At 74.1% G+C, this 18,601-nt stretch carries 20 protein-coding genes and 1 tRNA gene; 14 read left to right on the forward strand and 7 right to left on the reverse strand.

Translation table 11 applies throughout. The features are described from left to right. The first annotated feature begins 130 nt into the window (after positions 1-130). Entirely contained in the window at positions 131-616 is a 486-nt protein-coding gene (locus ACIA6C_RS22430; RefSeq protein ID WP_399278268.1) for a GNAT family N-acetyltransferase, read from the forward strand. Between the two features lie 13 nt (positions 617-629). Here ACIA6C_RS22430 and ACIA6C_RS22435 read toward each other — a convergent pair whose 3' ends face one another. The 3 genes from ACIA6C_RS22435 to ACIA6C_RS22445 are packed head-to-tail and all read right to left on the reverse strand — an operon-like array spanning position 630 to position 2,619. Further along, the gene (locus tag ACIA6C_RS22435; protein ID WP_399278271.1) at positions 630-1,316 is read right to left on the reverse strand and encodes a class I SAM-dependent methyltransferase; all 687 of its coding nucleotides are present in this window, start codon (positions 1,314-1,316) and stop codon (positions 630-632) included. Continuing rightward, on the reverse strand, positions 1,313-1,930 hold the full coding sequence (locus tag ACIA6C_RS22440; RefSeq protein WP_399278273.1) for a DUF2064 domain-containing protein: 618 nt from the start codon (positions 1,928-1,930) through the stop codon (positions 1,313-1,315). Before ACIA6C_RS22440 ends, ACIA6C_RS22435 begins: the two co-directional genes overlap by 4 nt. Next, a complete protein-coding gene (locus tag ACIA6C_RS22445; protein WP_399278700.1) occupies positions 1,927-2,619 on the reverse strand; it encodes a glycosyltransferase family 2 protein in 693 nt (230 codons plus the stop codon). Before ACIA6C_RS22445 ends, ACIA6C_RS22440 begins: the two co-directional genes overlap by 4 nt. A 129-nt stretch (positions 2,620-2,748) precedes the next feature. Here ACIA6C_RS22445 and ACIA6C_RS22450 point away from each other — a divergent pair, with 129 nt between their 5' ends. Both ACIA6C_RS22450 and ACIA6C_RS22455 read left to right on the forward strand, forming a co-directional pair. Beyond that, positions 2,749-3,582 (forward strand): response regulator transcription factor, encoded by an 834-nt coding sequence (locus ACIA6C_RS22450; RefSeq protein ID WP_399278275.1) that lies wholly within the window; start codon positions 2,749-2,751, stop codon positions 3,580-3,582. Further along, positions 3,579-4,688 (forward strand): sensor histidine kinase, encoded by a 1,110-nt coding sequence (locus ACIA6C_RS22455; RefSeq protein WP_399278277.1) that lies wholly within the window; start codon positions 3,579-3,581, stop codon positions 4,686-4,688. The genes ACIA6C_RS22450 and ACIA6C_RS22455 overlap by 4 nt, the downstream gene beginning before the upstream one ends. 38 nt (positions 4,689-4,726) lie before the next feature. Here ACIA6C_RS22455 and ACIA6C_RS22460 read toward each other — a convergent pair whose 3' ends face one another. After that, the gene (locus tag ACIA6C_RS22460) at positions 4,727-5,791 is read right to left on the reverse strand and encodes an NAD-dependent epimerase/dehydratase family protein (RefSeq protein ID WP_366080486.1); all 1,065 of its coding nucleotides are present in this window, start codon (positions 5,789-5,791) and stop codon (positions 4,727-4,729) included. Positions 5,792-6,042: 251 nt separating this feature from the next. Here ACIA6C_RS22460 and ACIA6C_RS22465 point away from each other — a divergent pair, with 251 nt between their 5' ends. From ACIA6C_RS22465 to ACIA6C_RS22480, 4 genes are all read left to right on the forward strand, one after another. Continuing rightward, positions 6,043-6,399, forward strand: coding sequence for a DUF805 domain-containing protein (locus ACIA6C_RS22465; RefSeq protein WP_366080485.1), 357 nt, complete (start codon positions 6,043-6,045; stop codon positions 6,397-6,399). A gap of 188 nt (positions 6,400-6,587) precedes the next feature. Next, the gene (locus ACIA6C_RS22470; protein ID WP_399278279.1) at positions 6,588-8,810 is read left to right on the forward strand and encodes an NADP-dependent isocitrate dehydrogenase; all 2,223 of its coding nucleotides are present in this window, start codon (positions 6,588-6,590) and stop codon (positions 8,808-8,810) included. A 377-nt stretch (positions 8,811-9,187) separates the two neighbouring features. Beyond that, complete coding sequence (locus ACIA6C_RS22475) at positions 9,188-10,780, forward strand: endo-1,3-alpha-glucanase family glycosylhydrolase (protein WP_399278281.1); 1,593 nt, start codon at positions 9,188-9,190, stop codon at positions 10,778-10,780. Between the two features lie 109 nt (positions 10,781-10,889). After that, complete coding sequence (locus ACIA6C_RS22480) at positions 10,890-12,071, forward strand: aminotransferase class V-fold PLP-dependent enzyme (RefSeq protein ID WP_399278283.1); 1,182 nt, start codon at positions 10,890-10,892, stop codon at positions 12,069-12,071. A gap of 4 nt (positions 12,072-12,075) precedes the next feature. On the opposite strand, the gene cobF is transcribed toward ACIA6C_RS22480, so the two are convergent. Then, positions 12,076-12,828: a precorrin-6A synthase (deacetylating) gene (cobF, locus tag ACIA6C_RS22485; RefSeq protein WP_361132470.1), complete on the reverse strand. Its 753-nt coding sequence runs from the start codon at positions 12,826-12,828 to the stop codon at positions 12,076-12,078. Positions 12,829-12,846: 18 nt separating this feature from the next. On the opposite strand from cobF, the gene ACIA6C_RS22490 reads away from it, so the two are divergent. From ACIA6C_RS22490 to ACIA6C_RS22505, 4 genes are read left to right on the forward strand one after another with little or no spacing between them, the layout of a single operon-like run. Beyond that, entirely contained in the window at positions 12,847-13,623 is a 777-nt protein-coding gene (locus tag ACIA6C_RS22490) for a (Fe-S)-binding protein (protein ID WP_399278285.1), read from the forward strand. Continuing rightward, positions 13,620-15,104: a lactate utilization protein B gene (locus tag ACIA6C_RS22495; RefSeq protein WP_399278287.1), complete on the forward strand. Its 1,485-nt coding sequence runs from the start codon at positions 13,620-13,622 to the stop codon at positions 15,102-15,104. Before ACIA6C_RS22490 ends, ACIA6C_RS22495 begins: the two co-directional genes overlap by 4 nt. Beyond that, a complete protein-coding gene (locus ACIA6C_RS22500) occupies positions 15,101-15,784 on the forward strand; it encodes a lactate utilization protein C (protein ID WP_399278289.1) in 684 nt (227 codons plus the stop codon). Before ACIA6C_RS22495 ends, ACIA6C_RS22500 begins: the two co-directional genes overlap by 4 nt. A 5-nt stretch (positions 15,785-15,789) precedes the next feature. Continuing rightward, the gene (locus ACIA6C_RS22505) at positions 15,790-16,179 is read left to right on the forward strand and encodes a VOC family protein (RefSeq protein WP_366080725.1); all 390 of its coding nucleotides are present in this window, start codon (positions 15,790-15,792) and stop codon (positions 16,177-16,179) included. 33 nt (positions 16,180-16,212) lie between these two features. On the opposite strand, the gene ACIA6C_RS22510 is transcribed toward ACIA6C_RS22505, so the two are convergent. After that, positions 16,213-16,821, reverse strand: coding sequence for a DUF309 domain-containing protein (locus ACIA6C_RS22510; RefSeq protein ID WP_399278292.1), 609 nt, complete (start codon positions 16,819-16,821; stop codon positions 16,213-16,215). 124 nt (positions 16,822-16,945) lie between these two features. Between ACIA6C_RS22510 and ACIA6C_RS22515 the strand changes: the two genes are divergently transcribed. The 3 genes from ACIA6C_RS22515 to ACIA6C_RS22525 all read left to right on the forward strand — a co-directional run bounded on the left by ACIA6C_RS22515 (position 16,946) and on the right by ACIA6C_RS22525 (position 18,004). Next, positions 16,946-17,019: transfer RNA gene (locus ACIA6C_RS22515), tRNA-Pro, on the forward strand. Positions 17,020-17,182: 163 nt separating this feature from the next. Next, positions 17,183-17,545, forward strand: coding sequence for an STAS domain-containing protein (locus ACIA6C_RS22520; RefSeq protein WP_361132456.1), 363 nt, complete (start codon positions 17,183-17,185; stop codon positions 17,543-17,545). A gap of 60 nt (positions 17,546-17,605) precedes the next feature. Then, the gene (locus ACIA6C_RS22525; protein ID WP_366080728.1) at positions 17,606-18,004 is read left to right on the forward strand and encodes an ATP-binding protein; all 399 of its coding nucleotides are present in this window, start codon (positions 17,606-17,608) and stop codon (positions 18,002-18,004) included. Here ACIA6C_RS22525 and ACIA6C_RS22530 read toward each other — a convergent pair. Further along, positions 17,991-18,599 carry a hydrolase gene (locus ACIA6C_RS22530; protein WP_399278294.1) on the reverse strand — a complete coding sequence of 203 codons (609 nt, stop codon included), beginning with the start codon at positions 18,597-18,599 and terminating at the stop codon, positions 17,991-17,993. The two genes, ACIA6C_RS22525 and ACIA6C_RS22530, sit on opposite strands and share 14 nt — an antisense overlap. Positions 18,600-18,601: the final 2 nt, after the last annotated feature.

Consider the following 18,601-nt stretch of genomic DNA (forward strand, 5'->3'; position numbering starts at 1 on the left):
CGTTCCGTAAGGTGTCCGACGGCCCGCGCCCTGGGGGCGGTGGCGGCGGCGACCGGGCTCGTCCCGGCGGTCGCGGCGGTGCGTTCGCGCGGCCGTCGCCGACGGGAACGTGAGTGCATATGCTGGCGCCATGGTGAGGCTGGAGCGGCTCAGGGCCGATCACGAGGACGCCCTGCTGGCCTTCGAGCGGAAGAACCGGGCGTACTTCGCGCGCACGGTGCCGGACCGGGGGGACGCGTACTTCGCCGACTTCCCGGGCCGCCACCGTGCGCTGCTCGCCGAACAGGAGGCGGGCGTCTGCCACTTCCACCTCGTGTTCGACGCCGAGGGACAACTCGCCGGGCGGATCAACCTCGTGGACGTCCAGGAGGGCAGCGCCGAGCTCGGCTACCGGATCGGCGAGAGCGCGGCCGGCCGCGGCCTGGCGACGGCGGCGGTCGCCGCGATCCTCCGCCTCGCCGCGGACCCGTACGGCCTGCGCGAACTCAGCGCCGTCACCACCCTCGACCACCCCGCCTCCATGACCGTCCTCACCCGCAACGCCTTCACCCCCACCGGCGACCCCCTCATCGACGGCCGCCCGGGCATCCGCTACACCCACCGACTCCCCGCCTGACAGGGCAACACACCTAGCGCCCGGAGGGGCGGCGGGGTGGGGAGGGGCGGGTGAGGTCCAGGAAGACCCGGTCCCCGGCCGACCAGCGGTGGGCCGGGGTCCAGCCGGAGGCCTTCGCGTGGGAGGCCAGCGCTGCCGGGCCGACGCGGGCCCAGGGGAACGGGGAGCCGAGGCCGCCCCGGCCGTCCGCGACGCGGACCTCGCAGCGCTCGTCCACCTCCACCTCCGCGCACTCGACGACGAGCCTGCCCGCCTCGGCCAGCACCTCGGCCATCCGCCGCAGCAGCGCCACCGGGTCGCCGCCGATGCCGATGTTCCCGTCGATCAGCAGCGCCGTGTCCCAACGCCCCTCCCCGGGAAGGGGGTCGAAGACCGACCGGTGCAGTGCCGTGCCGCCGGAGCGGGCCGTGCGGGCCACCGCCTCCGGGCTGACGTCGATCCCCAGCGCGCGGTGCCCCCGCGCGGCCAGCGCCGACACCAGCCGGCCCGGACCGCAGCCGATGTCCAGGACCGCGCCCCGGCAGCGGTCCAGCACCGTCCGGTCCGCCCCGTCGGGCTCCTCGCACCAGCGCTCCACGTCCAGCGGCAACAGCCAGCCGTCCCCGCGCCGCAGGAACAGCGGCCCGCGGCCGCTGCGCAGCGCGACGGCGTACGGGTCCGCCGACCAGGCCGCGGCCGCGACCACCCCCCGCCCGCTCATCGGCGGACCGCCGGGGCGAGCCGCGCCAGGCGGGCCGCGAACGCACCCGCCGGGGCGTCGAGCGCCACCAGCCGGGCGTCCTCGGCGGTGTCCACGTCCCGCAGCACCGGCAGCCGCCCGATCCGCAGCCCGGCCGCGCGCAGCCGCTCGTACTGGACGGCGCCCGTCACCGGAACGGACATCGGCACGCCCCGCAGCAGCGCCGGATCCGGCGCTGCCAGACCGAGGGCCCAGAACCCCCCGTCCACGGCCGGTCCGAACCACGCGTCGTACTGCGACCAGTCGACCGTCAGCAGCTGCGGAGTGACCTGCGGGGTGTCCATCCCGATCAGCAGCGTCGGACCCCCGCACCTCCCGAAGGCGGCAGCGAGCCGCTCGTCCAGGCCCCCGGCCGCCTGCGGCACCACCTCGAACCCGGGCGGCAGCCACGGACCGGGCCGCCCCTCCAGTACCAGCACCCGCCGCTCGGCAGGGGTCCGGGCCACCGCGTCCAGGGTGTCGGCCAGCGCGGCCTCCGCCAGTCCGGCCGCCTCGGTGGCGGTGAACGGCGGCGTCAGCCGGGTCTTGACCCGGCCCGGCAGCGGTTCCTTGGCGATCACCAGTAGCGTGCTCACCGGGCACCTCCGGCCACCGGGCGTCCGGCGGCGGGCTCCGCCAGTACCCGGCTCATGTCCCGCACCGCCTGCCACGTGCCCCGCCAGGTTCCGGTCACCTTCGACTTCCCGGACCGTGGCAGGTACGGCACGTCCACCTCCCGGACCCGCCATCCCGCGTCCGCCGCCCGCACCACCATCTGCAACGGGTACCCCGAGCGCCGGTCGGTCAGGTCCAGCCCCAGCAGGGCGGTCCGCCGCGCGGCCCGCATCGGACCCAGGTCGCGCAGCTCCAGCCCGGTCCGGCGGCGCAGCATCCGGGCGAGTGCCAGGTTCCCGGCCCGGGCGTGCGCGGGCCAGGCACCCCGGCCCTGCGGACGGCGCCGGCCCAGCACCAGATCGGCCTCGCCGGCCGCCACCGCCGCCACGAACCCGGTCAGCAGCCCCGGGTCCAGGGAGGCGTCGCAGTCGCAGAAGCAGACGACTTCCGCCTCGGCGGCGAGCAGCCCGGCGTGGCAGGCGGCGCCGAACCCGCGCCGCTCCTCGCGCACCACGCTCGCGCCGAGCGCGCGGGCGATCCCGGCGGAGCCGTCGGTGGAGCCGTTGTCCACGACCAGGGCCCGCCAGCCGGCGGGGATGCGGTCCAGCACCCAGGGCAGGGCCTCGGCCTCGTTCAGGCAGGGGAGTACGACGTCTACGGTCGCGGTCATGGTCACGGGTCCACCGTAGGAAGCCGAAGGCCCGGATCGGGCCTGCCACTCCTTACGGAACGCGGACGTCTCCCCGGTCGGCCCGGGGCGCGGCCCCGGACGGGGACGGCGGATGGGAGGGTGGACGGCATGAGCATGGATGCGCCCCCCGCCCGGGTCCTGGTCGTGGACGACGACCCGACCGTCTCCGAGGTCGTCGCCCAGTACCTCAGGCGGGCCGGGTTCACCGTCGAGGAGGCCGGTGACGGACCGTCCGCCCTGGACCGGGCCGGGCGGGTCCGCCCCGATCTGGTGGTCCTGGATCTGATGCTGCCGGGGCTGGACGGGCTGGAGGTGTGCCGGAGGCTGCGCGAGACCGGTCCCGTACCGGTGATCATGCTGACGGCCCGGGGCGACGAGGACGACCGGATCGCGGGCCTGGAGGTGGGCGCGGACGACTACGTCACCAAGCCGTTCAGCCCGCGCGAGCTGGTGCTGCGCGTGACGTCCGTCCTGCGGCGCAGCCGGGCCGCCGGGCCCGCCGGCGTACCGCGGACCCTGACGGGTGCCGGGATCGCGCTCGACCCCGCGACCCACCGCGCCACCAAGGGCGGGCGGGAACTCGCCCTGACCTTGCGGGAGTTCGACCTGCTCGCGCACTTCCTGCGGCACCCCGGGCGGGCGCACGGCAGGGAGGAGCTGATGCGGGAGGTGTGGGGCTGGGACTTCGGGGACCTGTCGACGGTGACCGTGCACGTACGGAGGCTGCGCGCGAAGGTCGAGACCGACCCGGGCCGGCCGCGGCTGATCCAGACGGTGTGGGGCGTCGGCTACCGCTTCGACCCCACCGGCGCCACGGAACCGCCGGACCCCGGGAACCCCGCGCGCGGCGCCGACCCTAAGACCCCTTCGGGCGCCACCGACCCCGGGAATCCCGCGCCCCCCGCCGACGCGCGGCCCGCCGGGACGGGGGAGACGGGATGACCGACACCCTGCTCATCGCGCTGTTCGCCCTCGGCGGTGCCGCCTGCGCCGGGGTGCTCGGCGCGGGCGTCCTGCGCCTGGTGCGGCACCGGTCGGTCGCCGTCTCGCTCACGGTCGTCGCCGCCGTCACCGTCACCGCGATGCTGGCCGGCACCCTCGCCGTCGCCCAGGCGATGTTCCTGTCCCCGCACGACCTCGGCGTGGTGACCCTGGTCGCGGCGATGGCGGCGGTGGTCTCGCTGGGGACCGCGCTCCTGCTCGGGCGGTGGGTGGTCGCCCGCAGCAGGGAACTGTCCCGCGCGGCACGCGACTTCGGCGACGGCGGCAGCTTCGCGGCCCCGCCCGGCCAGACCACCGCCGAACTGGACGCGCTGTCCCGCGAGCTGGCGGTGACCAGCACGAAGCTGGCCGCCTCCCGGCAGCGGGAACGCGCCCTGGAGACCTCGCGGCGCGAGCTGGTGGCCTGGATCTCGCACGACCTGCGGACCCCGCTGGCGGGGCTGCGGGCCATGTCGGAGGCGCTGGAGGACGGCATGGCCGCCGATCCGGCCCGCTACCACCGGCAGATCCGCACCGAGGTCGAGCGGCTGAACTCCATGGTCGGCGACCTCTTCGAGCTCTCCCGGATCCATGCGGGCGCGCTCTGCCTGACCCCGAGCCGGATGTCGGTGTACGACCTGGTCGGGGACGCGCTGTCAGGAGTGGACCCGCTCGCGCGCGAGCACGGGGTCCGGCTGGTTGGGGACACCGTCGAGCGGGTGCCGGTGGAGGTGGACGGCAAGGAGATGACCCGGGTCCTGGCCAACCTGCTGATCAACGCGATCCGGCACACCCCGGCCGACGGGACCGTCGCCATCGCCGCCCGGCGGCAGGCCGGGGCGGTCATCCTGTCCGTCACGGACGGCTGCGGCGGCATCCCGGCCGAGGACCTGCCCCGGGTCTTCGACACCGGCTGGCGCGGCACGACCGCCCGTACGCCCCCGGCCGGGGCGGGCCTCGGGCTCGCCATCGTCCGCGGCATCGTCGAGGCCCACGCCGGGCGCGCGACGGTCCGCAACGTCCCGGGCGGCTGCCGCTTCGAGGTGACCCTGCCGCTCACGGCGTGACCGGACCGGCCCGGACGGCCTTCAAACGGCGACAGCCCTCAAACGGCGACGGCGCGCTGCGCCGCGTGGGCGAACTCCGCCATGCCCTTCGCGAAGGAGACCTCCGGGCTCCAGCCGAGGTCCGCGCGGAGCCGGCGGGAGTCGGCCGTGATGTGCCGGACGTCGCCCAGCCGGAACTCGCCCGTCACGACCGGGTCCGGGCCGCCGTGCGCGGCCGCCAGGGCCGAGGCCATCTCCCCGACCGTGTGCGGTTCGCCGCTGCCCGTGTTGTACGGGGTGCAGGCGCCCGGCGGGAGGACGCCCGGGGTCTCCAGCGCCTCCAGGGCGCACACGTTGGCCGCCGCGACGTCCCCGACGTGGACGAAGTCGCGCCGCTGCGCCCCGTCCTCGAAGACCCGCGGTGCCTCGCCCCTGGCCAGCGCGGAGCGGAAGAACGAGGCCACACCCGCGTAGGGGGTGTCACGCGGCATCCCCGGCCCGTACACGTTGTGGTAGCGCAGCGACACCGCCCCGCCGTCCACGCAGCGCGCCCAGGCGGCGGCCAGGTGCTCCTGGGCCAGCTTCGTGGTCGCGTAGACGTTCCGCGGGTCGGCCGGCGCGTCCTCGGACACCAGGCCCGGGGCGAGGTCCGCGCCGCACGAGGGGCACCGCGGCTCGAAGCGGCCCTCGGTGAGGTCCGCCACCCGGCGCGGGCCGGGACGGACGACCCCGTGGCGGGTGCATTCGTAGCGGCCCTCCCCATAGACGACCATCGAGCCCGCGAGGACGAGCCGGCGGACACCCCTTTCGGCCATCGCCGCGAGCAGGACCGCCGTGCCCAGGTCGTTGGCCCCCACGTAGGCGGGTGCGTCGGCGAAGTCCTTGCCGAGTCCGACCATCGCGGCCTGGTGGCAGACCGCGTCCACCCCGCGCAGCGCCGCCAGCACGGCGTCGCGGTCGCGTACGTCGGCCCGTACGAAATCCGGTCCCGGCGGCGGCTCCGGGGCGGGGTGGGCGGCGGGCAGCAGGGAGTCCAGGACGAGGGGGTGGTGCCCGCGCCGACGCAGGGCCGTGACGATGTGCGAGCCGATGAACCCGGCTCCTCCGGTGACGAGTACGCGCATGCACCGGACGCTACGGAGTCCGCCGCGCCGGCGGCGTCCGCCGCGCGCCGCCGTAAGGGTTCCGTCACCCCTTCCGCGCTGCCCGGCGGAGCACGGACCGTGTCACGGAAGCGTCAACTCCCCGTCACCGTAAGGGAACCGCGGTATCTTCCGGCTCGCGGGCGGCTTGAGGGCGCCGTAAGGAGGGCATAAATCCGGCCTGTGGCCGCTCCTGCGGGAGGAGTGGCCGAATCCGCTCCCTGGGGGGACCCGTGCACTACTACACGGACGTACTCAAGCGCTACGCGGACTTCGACGGCCGGGCCCGCCGGCAGGAGTACTGGATGTTCGTCCTGTGGAACATCCCGGTCGTCGTCGTGCTGATGGTCATCGACTTCGCGCTCGACAGCTACCCCGTTCTCACCTGGATCTACACCCTCGCCGTCTTCCTGCCCAGCCTGGGCGTCTCCGTCCGCCGGCTGCACGACACCGGCAAGTCCGGCTGGTGGTACCTCATCAGCCTGATCCCCTTCATCGGCGGGATCTGGCTGATCGTCCTCATGGCCACCGAAGGCCACCGCGGCGCGAACCAGTACGGGCCGGACCCCAAGCAGGTCATCGCCGCCTGACCCGCACCCCGCCCTTCCGGCGCCGCCTCCGGTCGCGAACCGACCGGAGGCGGCGCTTTCGCGTCCCTGGTGACATGTCTCTCGCGATCTCGCGGCCGGGGGGCTGTCCAGACCGGCCCGATCACGAGATATCTTGATGTCGAGCAATGTTGCAGACGAGAGACGCAGACTGTGGAGCGGAGCATCCGGTGACTGACTCGACCATCATCTACACGCACACTGACGAGGCCCCGGCCCTCGCGACGTATTCCTTCCTGCCTGTGGTCCAGGCGTACGCGTCGACGGCCGGTGTGAATGTCGAGACCCGTGACATCTCCCTGGCCGGTCGGATCATCGCCAGCTTCCCCGAGCACCTGGAAGAGGGACAGCGGATCGCCGACGCCCTCGCCGAGCTCGGCGAGCTGGCGAAGACGCCCGAGGCGAACATCATCAAGCTGCCGAACATCTCGGCCTCGATCCCGCAGCTCAAGGCCGCGGTCGCCGAGCTCCAGGCCCAGGGCTACGCGCTCCCGGACTACCCGGACGACCCGAAGACCGACGAGGAGCGCGAGATCCGCGCCCGCTACGACAAGGTCAAGGGCAGCGCCGTCAACCCGGTCCTGCGCGAGGGCAACTCGGACCGCCGCGCCCCCGCCTCGGTCAAGAACTACGCCAAGGCCCACCCGCACCGCATGGGTGCCTGGAGCGCCGACTCGAAGACGAACGTCGCCACCATGGGCGAGAACGACTTCCGCTCCACCGAGAAGTCCGCCGTGATCTCCGAGGCCGGCACGCTCCGCATCGAGCACGTCGCCGCCGACGGCACCACCACCGTGCTGCGCGAGTCCGTACCGGTGCTGGCCGGTGAGGTCGTGGACGCGTCCGTCATGCACGTCGACGCGCTGCGCACCTTCCTGAACGACCAGATCGAGCGTGCCAAGGCCGAGAACGTGCTGTTCTCCGTGCACCTCAAGGCCACGATGATGAAGGTCTCCGACCCAATCGTCTTCGGCCACGTGGTCCGCGCCTTCTTCCCGAAGACCTTCGCCCGCTACGGCGACGTCCTCGTCGCCGCCGGCCTGTCCCCGAACGACGGCCTCGGCGCGATCCTCAAGGGCCTCGACGGCGTCCCGCACCTCGGCGACGAGATCAAGGCCTCCTTCGAGGCCGAGCTCGCCCACGGCCCGGCCCTCGCCATGGTCGACTCGGACAAGGGCATCACCAACCTGCACGTCCCGTCCGACGTCATCGTCGACGCCTCCATGCCGGCCATGATCCGCACCTCCGGCCACATGTGGGGCCCGGACGGCAAGGAGGCCGACACCCTCGCCGTCCTGCCGGACAGCAGCTACGCCGGCGTCTACCAGGCCGTCATCGACGACTGCCGCGCGCACGGCGCCTTCGACCCCTCCACCATGGGCTCGGTGCCGAACGTCGGCCTCATGGCGCAGAAGGCCGAGGAGTACGGCAGCCACGACAAGACCTTCGAGATCGCCGACGCCGGCACCGTCCGCGTCGTCGACGCCGCGGGCAACGTGGTCCTGGAGCAGGAGGTCGCCGCCGGTGACATCTTCCGCGCCTGCCAGACCAAGGACGCGCCGATCCAGGACTGGGTCAAGCTCGCCGTCACCCGCGCCCGCGCCACCGGCGTCCCGGCCGTCTTCTGGCTGGACGAGGGCCGCGCGCACGACGCGCAGCTGATCGCCAAGGTGAACGCGTACCTCGCCGAGCACGACACCGAGGGCCTCACCATCAAGATCCTCCCGCCGGTCGAGGCCACCGCCTACTCCCTGGAGCGGATCCGCCGCGGCGAGGACACCATCTCGGTGACCGGCAACGTGCTGCGCGACTACCTGACCGACCTCTTCCCGATCCTGGAGCTGGGCACCAGCGCCAAGATGCTGTCGGTCGTCCCGCTGATGAACGGCGGCGGCCTGTTCGAGACGGGCGCCGGCGGCTCCGCCCCCAAGCACGTCCAGCAGCTCGTCAAGGAGAACTACCTGCGCTGGGACTCGCTCGGCGAGTTCCTCGCGCTGGCCGTGTCCTTCGAGCACCTGGCGACCAGCACCGGCAACTCCCGCGCCCAGGTGCTGGCCGACACCCTGGACCGCGCGACCGGCACCTTCCTCAACGAGGACAAGTCGCCGAGCCGCAAGCTGGGCGGCATCGACAACCGCGGCAGCCACTTCTACCTCGCGCTGTACTGGGCGCAGGAGCTGTCGCGCCAGACCGACGACCCGAAGCTGGCCGCGGCGTTCCACCCGCTCGCCAAGACGCTGGCCGAGTCCGAGGAGAAGATCGTCGGCGAGCTCATCGCCGTCCAGGGCTCCCCGGCCGAGATCGGCGGCTACTACCAGCCCGACCCGGCCAAGGCCGCCGCGGTGATGCGCCCGTCCGTCACCTTCAACGAGGCGATCGCGACCCTGGGCTAAAAGCCCTGCGCGTCCCGCGTGTTCCGCCCCGGCCGGCCAAGCGCCCGGCCGGGGCGGACCCGTTCCCGGCCCCGTTTCCGGGCTCGCTCCCGGGGTCCTTCCCGGCGCCGTCCGCGGGCCCGCCGCGCCGTTCCGTGCCGTGGGGCGAGGGCCTGCCTTCGGCGTAGGGGCCCTGGGCCCCCTGACGTACGCGCCGCGGCCCGGCCGTCCGCGAACGGTTGTCCGGGCGCCGGGAATCCGCTCTACTGCTGTGCAGCCCCGCACGGGGCATATTCCGGGAGGGGCGGCGGATGAGAGCGGACCGGCGGGCAGAGCGGGCGGCGCGTCCCCCCTCGCACCGGCGCCGCCCCCGCTTCCGGGGGCGCAGGCCCCTCCTGGTGCTCCTGATCTCGGCGTTCCTGCTCGTCGGCGTCTGCGCCGCGACCGGCATCGCCTGGGACCCCTTCACCGCCGAGGCCCACCAGGAACGTTCGGCGCCCGCCGTTGCGAACCCCCGCTCCGGCGCCCCCACCACCACTCCCACGCCGAGCGACGGCAAGGCCCCGAGCCCCGGGACCCCGCAGAAGGCGCCGCCCCGCGAGGAGGCCGGCACCGGGGCGCCCCGCCCGACCGGAGCGCTGCCCTTCGACCTGCCCGCACCGGCGGTTCTGCGCTCCGGCGCCGCGGGCAGGAAGCTGGTGTTCGCGCACTACTTCACCCCGTACCCGCTCTCCCTCGACAACGCGAGCGCCGACGCCGACTACTACACCCGCAACTACCTCGACCCCGCGGGCGAGAACGGCAAGCACCAGCGCTACGGCGGTCTGCTGCGCGACCGCCCGCTGCCCGTGCCGCCCAAATCCGGTGACTGGGAGTACGCCAACCTCCGCCAGGAGGTGCGCACCGCCCGCGACGCCGGCATCGACGGGTTCACCCTCGACCTGCTGTCCCTGTCCGGGAGCAACTGGGACCGGGCCAAGCTGCTGATGGCCGCGGCCCGGTCGGTGGACCCCGCCTTCAAGGTCATGCTGATGCCCGACATGACCTCCCTGACGTCCGACGACCCGGCGGTGCTCGCCGACGCCCTCGCCACGCTGGCCGCCTACCCCGCCGCGCACCGGCTCGGTGACGGACGGCTCGTGGTGTCGCCCTTCAAGGCGGAGGCCAAGAGCGCCGGCTGGTGGTCCCGGGTCATGGACTCCTTGAAGACCAGGCACGGCATCCGCACCGCCCTCGTGCCGCTCTTCCTCGACTTCGACGCGAACCAGGCGGCGTTCGCCCCGATCAGCCACGGCTTCTCCGAATGGGGCACCCGCAGTTACGTCGGCCAGGAGGGGACCCCGGCCGAGGTGCGCCGGGCCCACCAGGCGGGCAAGATCTGGATGCAGCCCGTATCCGTCCAGGACAGCCGCCCCAACCAGGGCGTCTACGACGAGGCGGGCAACACCGCCACCCTCCGCTCGACGTGGGCCCACGCCATCGACGACGGCGCCGACTGGGTGCAGCTGACCACCTGGAACGACTACTCGGAGGGCACCCAGTTCGCGCCCTCCCTGCACAACGGCTACACCTACCTCGACCTGACCTCCTACTACCTGACCCGGTTCAAGACCGGCAGCGCGCCCCGGATCGTGCGGGACACCCTCTACCTGACGGCCCGCACCCAGTTCGCCGCCGCCGGCCCCACCGGCGGGCAGTCGCTGGTGATGACGCCGCGCAAGGGCAGCGCCGCGCCCCGCGACACGGTGGAGGTGCTCAGCTTCCTCACGGAGCCCGCGACCCTGCGTACGACCGTCGGCTCCTTCCAGGACACGCGCGAGGCGCCCGCGGGCCCGCACTCCGAGCTGCTGCCCCTGAGACCCGGCGCGAGTTCCGCCCGCGCGGTCCGGGGCGGCCGCACCTGCGCGGAGGTGGAACTGCCGTACCCGGTGGACCGGACGGTGGACGTGCAGGACCTCCAGTACTACGGCGCGACCAGCGGACGGGAGTAGGGCCGGGGCGCCCGACCACACTGGCGCAATTGGCCCTGGCGGTCCGCTCGGGGACGCCCGCATGCTCCGCAGGACCGCCCGCCGCCCGCCGCCGTCCCGGAGGAGCAACGTGACCCAGCCGACCACCGACCCGAAGAGCACGCGGACCACCACACCGACCCGCCCCTCGGCGTTCCCGGGCGGGCCGCAGCTCTTCCGCCTCGACCCCGGGATCGCCCACCTCAACCACGGGTCGTTCGGGGCCGTCCCCATCGGCGTCCAGGAGGTCCAGGCGGCGCTGCTGGAGGAGGTCCACGCAGACCCCGACACCTTCTTCGTCGGCGTGGCCGACCGGATCGCCACCGCCCGCGGCAGGGTCGCCGCGCACCTGGGCGCCGAACCCGACGGGATCGCGTTCATCTCCAACGCCACCGAAGGCGCCAACCTCGCGCTGAACGCCGTCGAACTCGCCGACGGGGACGAGATCCTGGTCACCGACCACGGCTACGGCACGGTGGTCGCTGCCGCCGCCCGCCGGGCACCCGTCACCACCGTCGCACTGGACCCGGACCTCCCCGACGAGGACGCCGTACGGGAAGCCGTCCTGGCCGGTCTGACCCCCCGCACCAAGGTGGCGCTGCTCGACCACATCAGCTCGCCCACCGCCCGCCTCATCGCGAGCCCGGCGCTCCTCGCCGACCTGGCCGCCCGGGGCGTCACCACCGTCGTCGACGGTGCCCACGCCCCCGGCATGCTCGCCGACCCCCTCGCGGGCGGAGCCGACTTCTGGTTCGGGAACCTGCACAAGTGGGGCTACGCCCCCTCGGGCAGCGCCCTCCTGGCCGTCGCCCCCCGCCACCGCGGCCGCGTCAGGGCACTGGTGCCCTCGTGGGAGGACGGCGACGGCTTCCCCCGCTCCGTCGAGAACCGGGCCACCGCCGACTACACCGGCTGGCTCGCGGCCCCCGAGGGACTGGACCTGCTGGAGCGGCTCGACGCCGTCAAGGTACGGGCCCACAACAGCGCCATCGCCGCCTACGGCGCGGCCCTGCTCGCCGAACTCCCCGGGCTCACCCCGCTCCCGCACACCGCCGGGCTCGGCATGCGCGCCCTGCGGCTGCCGCCCGGCATCGCCGAGACCCCCGCCGACGCCCGGGAACTGCGCGAGCGGATCGCGCGGGAGCTGCGGATCAGGGTGCTGGTCTGGCCCTGGAAGGGCGGCGGCGGCATCCGGGTCTGCGGGCAGCTCTACACCCGGCCGGAGGAGTACGAACGCCTCGCCGCCGAGCTGCCCGCCCAACTGGAGCGCTGACGCCTCAGCCGCGCCGCAGCAGGTAGGTGTCCATGATCCAGCCCTTGCGGGCCCGGGCCTCGGTCCGCAGCTCCTCGATCCGGCCCGCGACTTCCGCCAGCTTCCCCGAGACCAGGATCTCGTCCGGCGTGCCGACGTAGGCGCCCCAGTAGATGAAGAGGTCCTGGTCGAGGTGGGCGGTGAAGGCGTGCCGCGCGTCCAGCATCACCACCACGTCGTCCACGTCCTGCGGCCAGCCCTCGGCCAGCCGCCGCCCGGTGGTGATCTGGACCGGCCGCCCCACCCGGTTCAGGTGAGTGCGGTGCCGGGCCAGCAGCGAGGAGATGCTGCTGATGCCCGGCACCACCTCGTGCTCGAAGGCCACCCGGCCGCGTTCCAGCACCTCGTCCAGGATGGCGAGGGTGGAGTCGTACAGCGAGGGGTCGCCCCAGACCAGGAACGCGCCCGTCTCGCCGTCCGCGAGGTCCTCGGCGATGAACCGCTCGAAGATCTCCGCCCGCGCGCTGCGCCAGCCGTCCACCGTCGGGGCGTACTCGGCCGGTGTCCGGTCGCGATCCGGGTCGCGGCCCTCCACCAGCCGGTGGCCCGGGCGGGCGTGCGCTTCGAGCATCGCCCGCCGCAGCCCCGTCAGGTCCGCCTTCTCCTCGCCCTTCTCCAGGATGAGGAACGCGTCCGTTGCGCCGATCGCCTTGACCGCCTGGAGGGTCAGGTGGTCCGGGTCGCCCGCGCCTATGCCGATCACCGAGAACTTCTTCACGCCGCTATTGTGCCCGTCATGCGTGCCGCCTTGTTCGTCACCTGTGTCAACGACGCGCTGTACCCGCGCACCGGCGTCGCCGTCGTACGCCTGCTGGAGCGGCTCGGCGTGGCCGTGGACTTCCCCGCGGCCCAGGGCTGCTGCGGTCAGCCCCCGTACAACACCGGCTACCGGTACGAGAGCGAACCGCTGCTGCGCCGCACCGCCGGGGCCTTCGCCGGCCACCCCTACGTGGTCGCGCCCTCCGGCTCCTGCGTCGCCATGATCCGCGAGCACTACCCCCGCATCGGCGCCAAGGCGGCGGCCGAGGGGCGCGGCAGCGAGCTGGCGGACCTCGCGGCAGACCTCGTGCCGCGCGTGTACGAGCTCACCGAGTTCCTGGTCGACGTCCTCGGCGTGACCGACGTCGGCGCCCACTTCCCGCACACCGTCACCTACCACCCCTCCTGCCACGGTCTGCGGATCCTCGGCCTCGGCGACCGCCCCCGGCGCCTCCTGGCCGCCGTCAGGGGCCTGGACCTGGTCGAGCTGCCCGGCGCCGAGGAGTGCTGCGGGTTCGGCGGCACCTTCGCCGTCAAGAACCCCGACGTGTCCGCCGCGATGGGCGCCGACAAGATCCGCGCCGCCCGGGCCACGGGCGCCGAAGTGCTCTGCGGCGCCGACAACTCCTGCCTCGCCCACCTCGACGGAACGCTCCGCCGGGCCGGCGCGCCGCTGCGGACCCTGCACATCGCCGAGATCCTCGCCTCGACGCAGACGACCGCCACCGCGACAGAGGGGAACCGCCTGCGATGACCGGCACCTACCTCGGAATGCCCCCCTTCCCCGCCGGCGCCCGGGAAGCCGTACGGGACGAGGTGCTGCGCGCCAACCTCCGCCGCGCCACGCACACCATCCGCGACAAACGGGCCCGCGCCGTCACCGAACTGGCCGACTGGGACCGGCTGCGGGCGGCGGGCAAGGCCGTCAAGGACCACACCCTGCGCCACCTCGACCACTACCTGCTGCGGCTGGAGGCGGCGGTGACCGCCGCCGGCGGCACCGTGCACTGGGCGGCGGACGCGGCCGAGGCCAACCGCATCGTGACCGCGCTGGTGCGGGCCACCGGTGAACGGGAAGTCGTCAAGGTCAAGTCGATGGCCACCCAGGAGATCGGCCTCAACGAGGCCCTGGAGGCGGCGGGGATCACCGCGTACGAGACCGACCTGGCCGAACTCATCGTGCAACTGGGCCACGACCGGCCCTCGCACATCCTCGTCCCGGCCATCCACCGCAACCGCGCGGAGATCCGCGACGTCTTCCGCACCGAGATGGGCCGGTGGGGACGGCCGGCCCCCGACGGGCTGGGCGACGACCCGCGAGAACTGGCCGAAGCGGCCCGGCTGCACCTGCGCGAGAAGTTCCTGCGCGTCAAAGTCGCCGTCTCCGGGGTCAACTTCATGGTCGCCGAGACGGGGACGATGGTCGTCTTCGAGTCCGAGGGCAACGGCCGGATGTGCCTGACCCTGCCCGAGACGCTCATCTCCGTCGTGGGCATCGAAAAGGTGGTGCCGACCTTCCGGGACCTGGAGATCTTCCTCCAGACGCTGCCGCGCTCCTCAACCGCCGAGCGGATGAACCCGTACACCACCATGTGGACCGGGCTGGGTCCGTCGAAAGGGGCCGACGGCGACGGGCCCGCCGCGTTCCACCTCGTCCTCCTCGACAACGGCCGCACCGACAGCCTCGCCGACGAGGTGGGCCGCCAGGCCCTGCGCTGCATCCGCTGCTCCGCCTGCCTGAACGTCTGCCCCGTCTACGAACGCGCCGGCGGCCACGCCTACGGCTCCGTCTACCCCGGCCCGATCGGCGCGATCCTCAGCCCCCAACTGCGGGGCACCGACAGCGGGATCGACGCGTCGCTGCCCTACGCCTCGACCCTGTGCGGCGCCTGCTACGAGGTGTGTCCCGTCGCCATCGACATCCCCGAGGTCCTCCTCCACCTGCGCGAACGCGTGGCCCAGGGCGGTCCGGCGACCCGCGAGGGCATCCGCGTACGCATCCGGCCCGCGCGCGGTCACACCGCCGAACGGGCCGCGATGCGCGCCGCCCGGCTGCTGCTGGAACGCCCGGGCGCGCTGCGCGCGGGGGAGCGGCTGCTGTCCCGGGCCCGGCGGCTGCGGCCGCGCCGGCTGCCCGGACCGGGGGGTGCCTGGACCGACAGCCGCGAGCTGCCCCGGCCGCCGCGGGAACCGTTCCGCGACTGGTGGGCCCGTGAGCGGGGAGGACGTGCATGAGCGGCAGGGACCGCGTACTGGGCCGGATCCGGCGCGCCCTGGGCGAGCCGGGCGCGGGCAGGACAGGGATCGGGCGGGCGACGGGGGAGCCGGGCGCCGGTGAGGCCGGCATCCCCCGCGACTACCTCCGTGTCCACGGCGACCGCACACCCGCCGAATCCGCGGACCTCCTCGCCGCCCACCTCACCGAGTACCGCGCGAAGGTCCACCGCACCGACGAGGACGGCCTCGCGCCGCTCCTGGCCCGGCTGCTCGCCGAACGCGGCGCCCGGACCGTGCTCGTACCGCCCGGCCTGCCCCCGTCCTGGCTCGACGCGGCGCAGGCGGCCCGCGTCGAAGACCGCTCCGACTCCACCCCCTACGCACTCGACGCCGTGGACAGCGTGGTGACGGGCTGCGCCCTGGCCGTCGCCGAGACCGGCACGATCGTCCTGGACGGCGGCCCCGACCAGGGGCGGCGGCGCATCACCGTGGTCCCCGACCACCACATCTGCGTGGTCCGTGTCCCCGGCCAGTTGGTGGACTCCGTCCCGCAGGCACTCGAACGCCTCGATCCCACCCGCCCGCTGACCTGGATCTCCGGGCCCTCCGCCACCAGCGACATCGAGCTCGACCGGGTGGAGGGCGTCCACGGCCCCCGTACCCTGGAGGTCGTCCTGATCGACGCACCCGCACAATGAGCGGCATGTCCGCACACATCGCCCTCACCGCCCTCGTGGTCCACGACTACGACGAGGCCATCGACTTCTACACCCGGGCCCTCGGCTTCACCCTCGCCGAGGACACCGCCCGGCCCGACGGTTCGCGGTGGGTCGTGGTCCGTCCGCCCGGCGCCACCGAATCCGCGCTGCTGCTGGCCCGCGCCAAGGACGACGCGCAGCGCGCCCGGGTCGGCGACCAGACGGGCGGCCGCGTCGGCTTCTTCCTGTACACCGACGACTTCGCCGGCGACCACGCCCGGATGACCGCCGAGGGCGTTCGCTTCCTGGAGGAGCCGCGCCACGAGACGTACGGTTCCGTCGCCGTCTTCGAGGACCTCTACGGCAACCGCTGGGACCTGCTCCAGCCGGCGTAGGCCCCGCCGCGGGCCGGCCCGGCGGGTCGCCGGTCAGGCGGAGTCCGGCCGGTCCGGCGTGGAGGTGAGGAGCGGGGCCTCGGCCGCCGCGTCAACCTCCTGCCCGGCGTCCACCCGTCCGGCCAGCTCCCGGGCCCACCGGACCAGCCCGGCCACCTCGATCCCGTACGGAGCCGGGCCCCCACCCGCGGCGTCCACCCCGCCCAGGGCCGCTTCCCCCTCCGCTTCCACCCCGCCCAGGGCGGCTTCCCCTTCCGCGTCTGCCCCGCCCAGGGCCGCACCCCCTTCCGCCTCCAGCCCGGCCAGGGCATCGGCTCCGCGCCGCAGCAGCCGCGCGCCGCCCACCGCGTTCCCGCGCGCGGCGTGCGTCAGCCCCACCGCCAGCTGCGCGAGCGCCCGCCACAGCGGGGCCTCGGCCCCCGGCCCGGATTTCCAGGCGTCCTCGAACACCTCGTGCGCGTGGAACGGCATCCCGCCGTCCAGCAGCCGCTGTGCCTCCGCCACCGTCTCGGCCGGCGCCCGCACCACCCCCTCGGGCTGCCGCTCCACCCCCGGCGTCCCGTACGGCAACGGCCGCCCCAGCCCGTCCCGCGGCCGCGCACTGCGCGCCCGCCCTTCGTCATCGCGATCCCGTCCGTTCACCCGCCCATCGTGCCTCCCCGTCGATCACCCGTGCACGTACACCCCCCGGCGTGCGGTAATGTTCTGCATGTGCCCGCCGCGGAGGGGGGAAACCCCTGGTGGGGGGCACAGTGCCGAGGCACGACGGGACGTGGCGCAGCTTGGTAGCGCACTTGACTGGGGGTCAAGGGGTCGCAGGTTCAAATCCTGTCGTCCCGACTTTACGAAGTCGCAGTTCAGGGGCCGTTTCAGAGCAATCTGGGACGGCCCTTGACCGTTTTCCGGGGTGCCTGACGCGGTGGTCCGGGGCGCCGGGGCCGCGTGCGCGTATACCGGCGGGATCCGGGCAGGTGCACCCACAGCTGGACGGAAGGTGGTGCCGATGGTGCCGGGAGCGGGCAATGAGCGGTTCACGGTCGATGTGCGGGCCGTGGACGGAACCGTCGTCCTCGCGCTCGCCGGAGAGCTGGACCATGACACGGCCCAGCCGCTGCGGGACGCCCTGGACGCGGCGGTCACCCCGGGTGGCCGGTTGCTGGTCGACGTGTCGGGGCTGGGCTTCTGCGACTCCACCGGACTCAACGTGCTGCTGCACGGCAGGATCGCGGTCCAGGAAGCCGGCGGCACGCTGGAGCTGGCCGGTCTGAGCGGACCGGTCGCACGGATGTTCCGCATCACCGGCGCGGACGGTGTGTTCCCGGTGTACGCGGACGTGGCGCAGGCACTGGAGCGACAGCCCGGCTAGCCGCTCGGACGGCCGGCGTACGGAGGCCCGCGGGGTCGAGGCGAAACGAGGAGATGAGCCATGCAGCAGCGAGGGTCACCCGGCCGGGCGCGGCTCTTGCTGCTGGAGGGTGCGGCCGACCCGGTGTCCCGCAGCCGGGACTTCGCGCGCCGGGCGCTCACCTCCTGGAAATGGCTCCCCGAGACCGCCGAGGACGTCCTGCTGCTGGTCTCCGAGCTCGTGTCCAACGCCTGTGTGCACGGCGGGGGCCCCGGAACGCTGCTGATGCACTGGACGCCGGAGCGGCTGCGGATAGAGGTGACCGACGGCAACCCGGCGCCGCCGGTGCGCGCCCGGGCCGCCGAGCCGGGGCGCCCGGGCGGGCACGGGCTGCTCATCGTGGAGCGCCTGTCCCGTAGTTGGGGCTCGCACCCCGGGAACGGCGGCAAGTGCGTCTGGCTGGAGGTCAGTCCCGGCTGACCGGCTCGTCGTCCAGGGCCTTGAGGGCCGTGACGATGTCGGCCGTGGTGCTCACCTTGCCCAGGCGCGGGAAGATCTTGCCGAAGCTGTGGTCGTGGGAGTCGGCGTCCATGTCGGTGGTGGCGTCCTCGGCGAAGACGAGTTCGTAGCTGTGCTCCCAGGCGGTGCGCGCGGTGGATTCGACGCCGATGCTGGTGGAGATGCCGCCCAGCACGATCCGGTGGACGCCGCGGCGGCGCAGCTGGAGGTCGAGTTCCGTACCGGTGAACGCACCCCAGTGCCGCTTGGTGACCACGACGTCCCCGAGGGCCGCGAGTTCCGCGGGGAGCTCGGAGAAGGCGGCGGGCGGAGCCGAGGCGGGGCCGGGCCGGTCGACGTTGGCGGTGGGCAGGTCGCCGCCGTCGGGGGACCAGGCCACCTTGACCAGGACCACCGGCAGCCGCCGGGCCCGGAAGGCCTCGGCGAGGGCGACGCCGTTCTCCAGGATCCGAGGCGCGGGGGTGGCGGTGGGAAGGGCCAGGATGCCCTGCTGCAGGTCGATGAGGACCAGCGCGGTGCCGCGGTCCAGGGTGAGGGCGGGCGCGGGGGCGGTCATGG

This window comes from Streptomyces sp. NPDC051578, from assembly GCF_044454045.1.
In the GTDB taxonomy this organism is placed as follows: Bacteria; Actinomycetota; Actinomycetes; order Streptomycetales; family Streptomycetaceae; genus Streptomyces.

Bases quoted from the DNA above. Each gene is read 5' to 3' on its own strand.
- ACIA6C_RS22495 (WP_399278287.1), top strand. From the start codon at position 13,620: ATGACCGGCACCTACCTCGGAATGCCCCCCTTCCCCGCCGGCGCCCGG.
- ACIA6C_RS22525 (WP_366080728.1), top strand. From the start codon at position 17,606: ATGCAGCAGCGAGGGTCACCCGGCCGGGCGCGGCTCTTGCTGCTGGAG.
- ACIA6C_RS22505 (WP_366080725.1), top strand. From the start codon at position 15,790: ATGTCCGCACACATCGCCCTCACCGCCCTCGTGGTCCACGACTACGAC.
- ACIA6C_RS22490 (WP_399278285.1), top strand. From the start codon at position 12,847: ATGCGTGCCGCCTTGTTCGTCACCTGTGTCAACGACGCGCTGTACCCG.
- ACIA6C_RS22530 (WP_399278294.1), bottom strand. From the start codon at position 18,599: ATGACCGCCCCCGCGCCCGCCCTCACCCTGGACCGCGGCACCGCGCTG.
- ACIA6C_RS22520 (WP_361132456.1), top strand. From the start codon at position 17,183: ATGGTGCCGGGAGCGGGCAATGAGCGGTTCACGGTCGATGTGCGGGCC.
- ACIA6C_RS22500 (WP_399278289.1), top strand. From the start codon at position 15,101: ATGAGCGGCAGGGACCGCGTACTGGGCCGGATCCGGCGCGCCCTGGGC.
- ACIA6C_RS22455 (WP_399278277.1), top strand. From the start codon at position 3,579: ATGACCGACACCCTGCTCATCGCGCTGTTCGCCCTCGGCGGTGCCGCC.
- ACIA6C_RS22435 (WP_399278271.1), bottom strand. From the start codon at position 1,316: ATGAGCGGGCGGGGGGTGGTCGCGGCCGCGGCCTGGTCGGCGGACCCG.
- ACIA6C_RS22460 (WP_366080486.1), bottom strand. From the start codon at position 5,791: ATGCGCGTACTCGTCACCGGAGGAGCCGGGTTCATCGGCTCGCACATC.
- ACIA6C_RS22450 (WP_399278275.1), top strand. From the start codon at position 2,749: ATGAGCATGGATGCGCCCCCCGCCCGGGTCCTGGTCGTGGACGACGAC.
- ACIA6C_RS22445 (WP_399278700.1), bottom strand. From the start codon at position 2,619: ATGACCGCGACCGTAGACGTCGTACTCCCCTGCCTGAACGAGGCCGAG.
- ACIA6C_RS22430 (WP_399278268.1), top strand. From the start codon at position 131: ATGGTGAGGCTGGAGCGGCTCAGGGCCGATCACGAGGACGCCCTGCTG.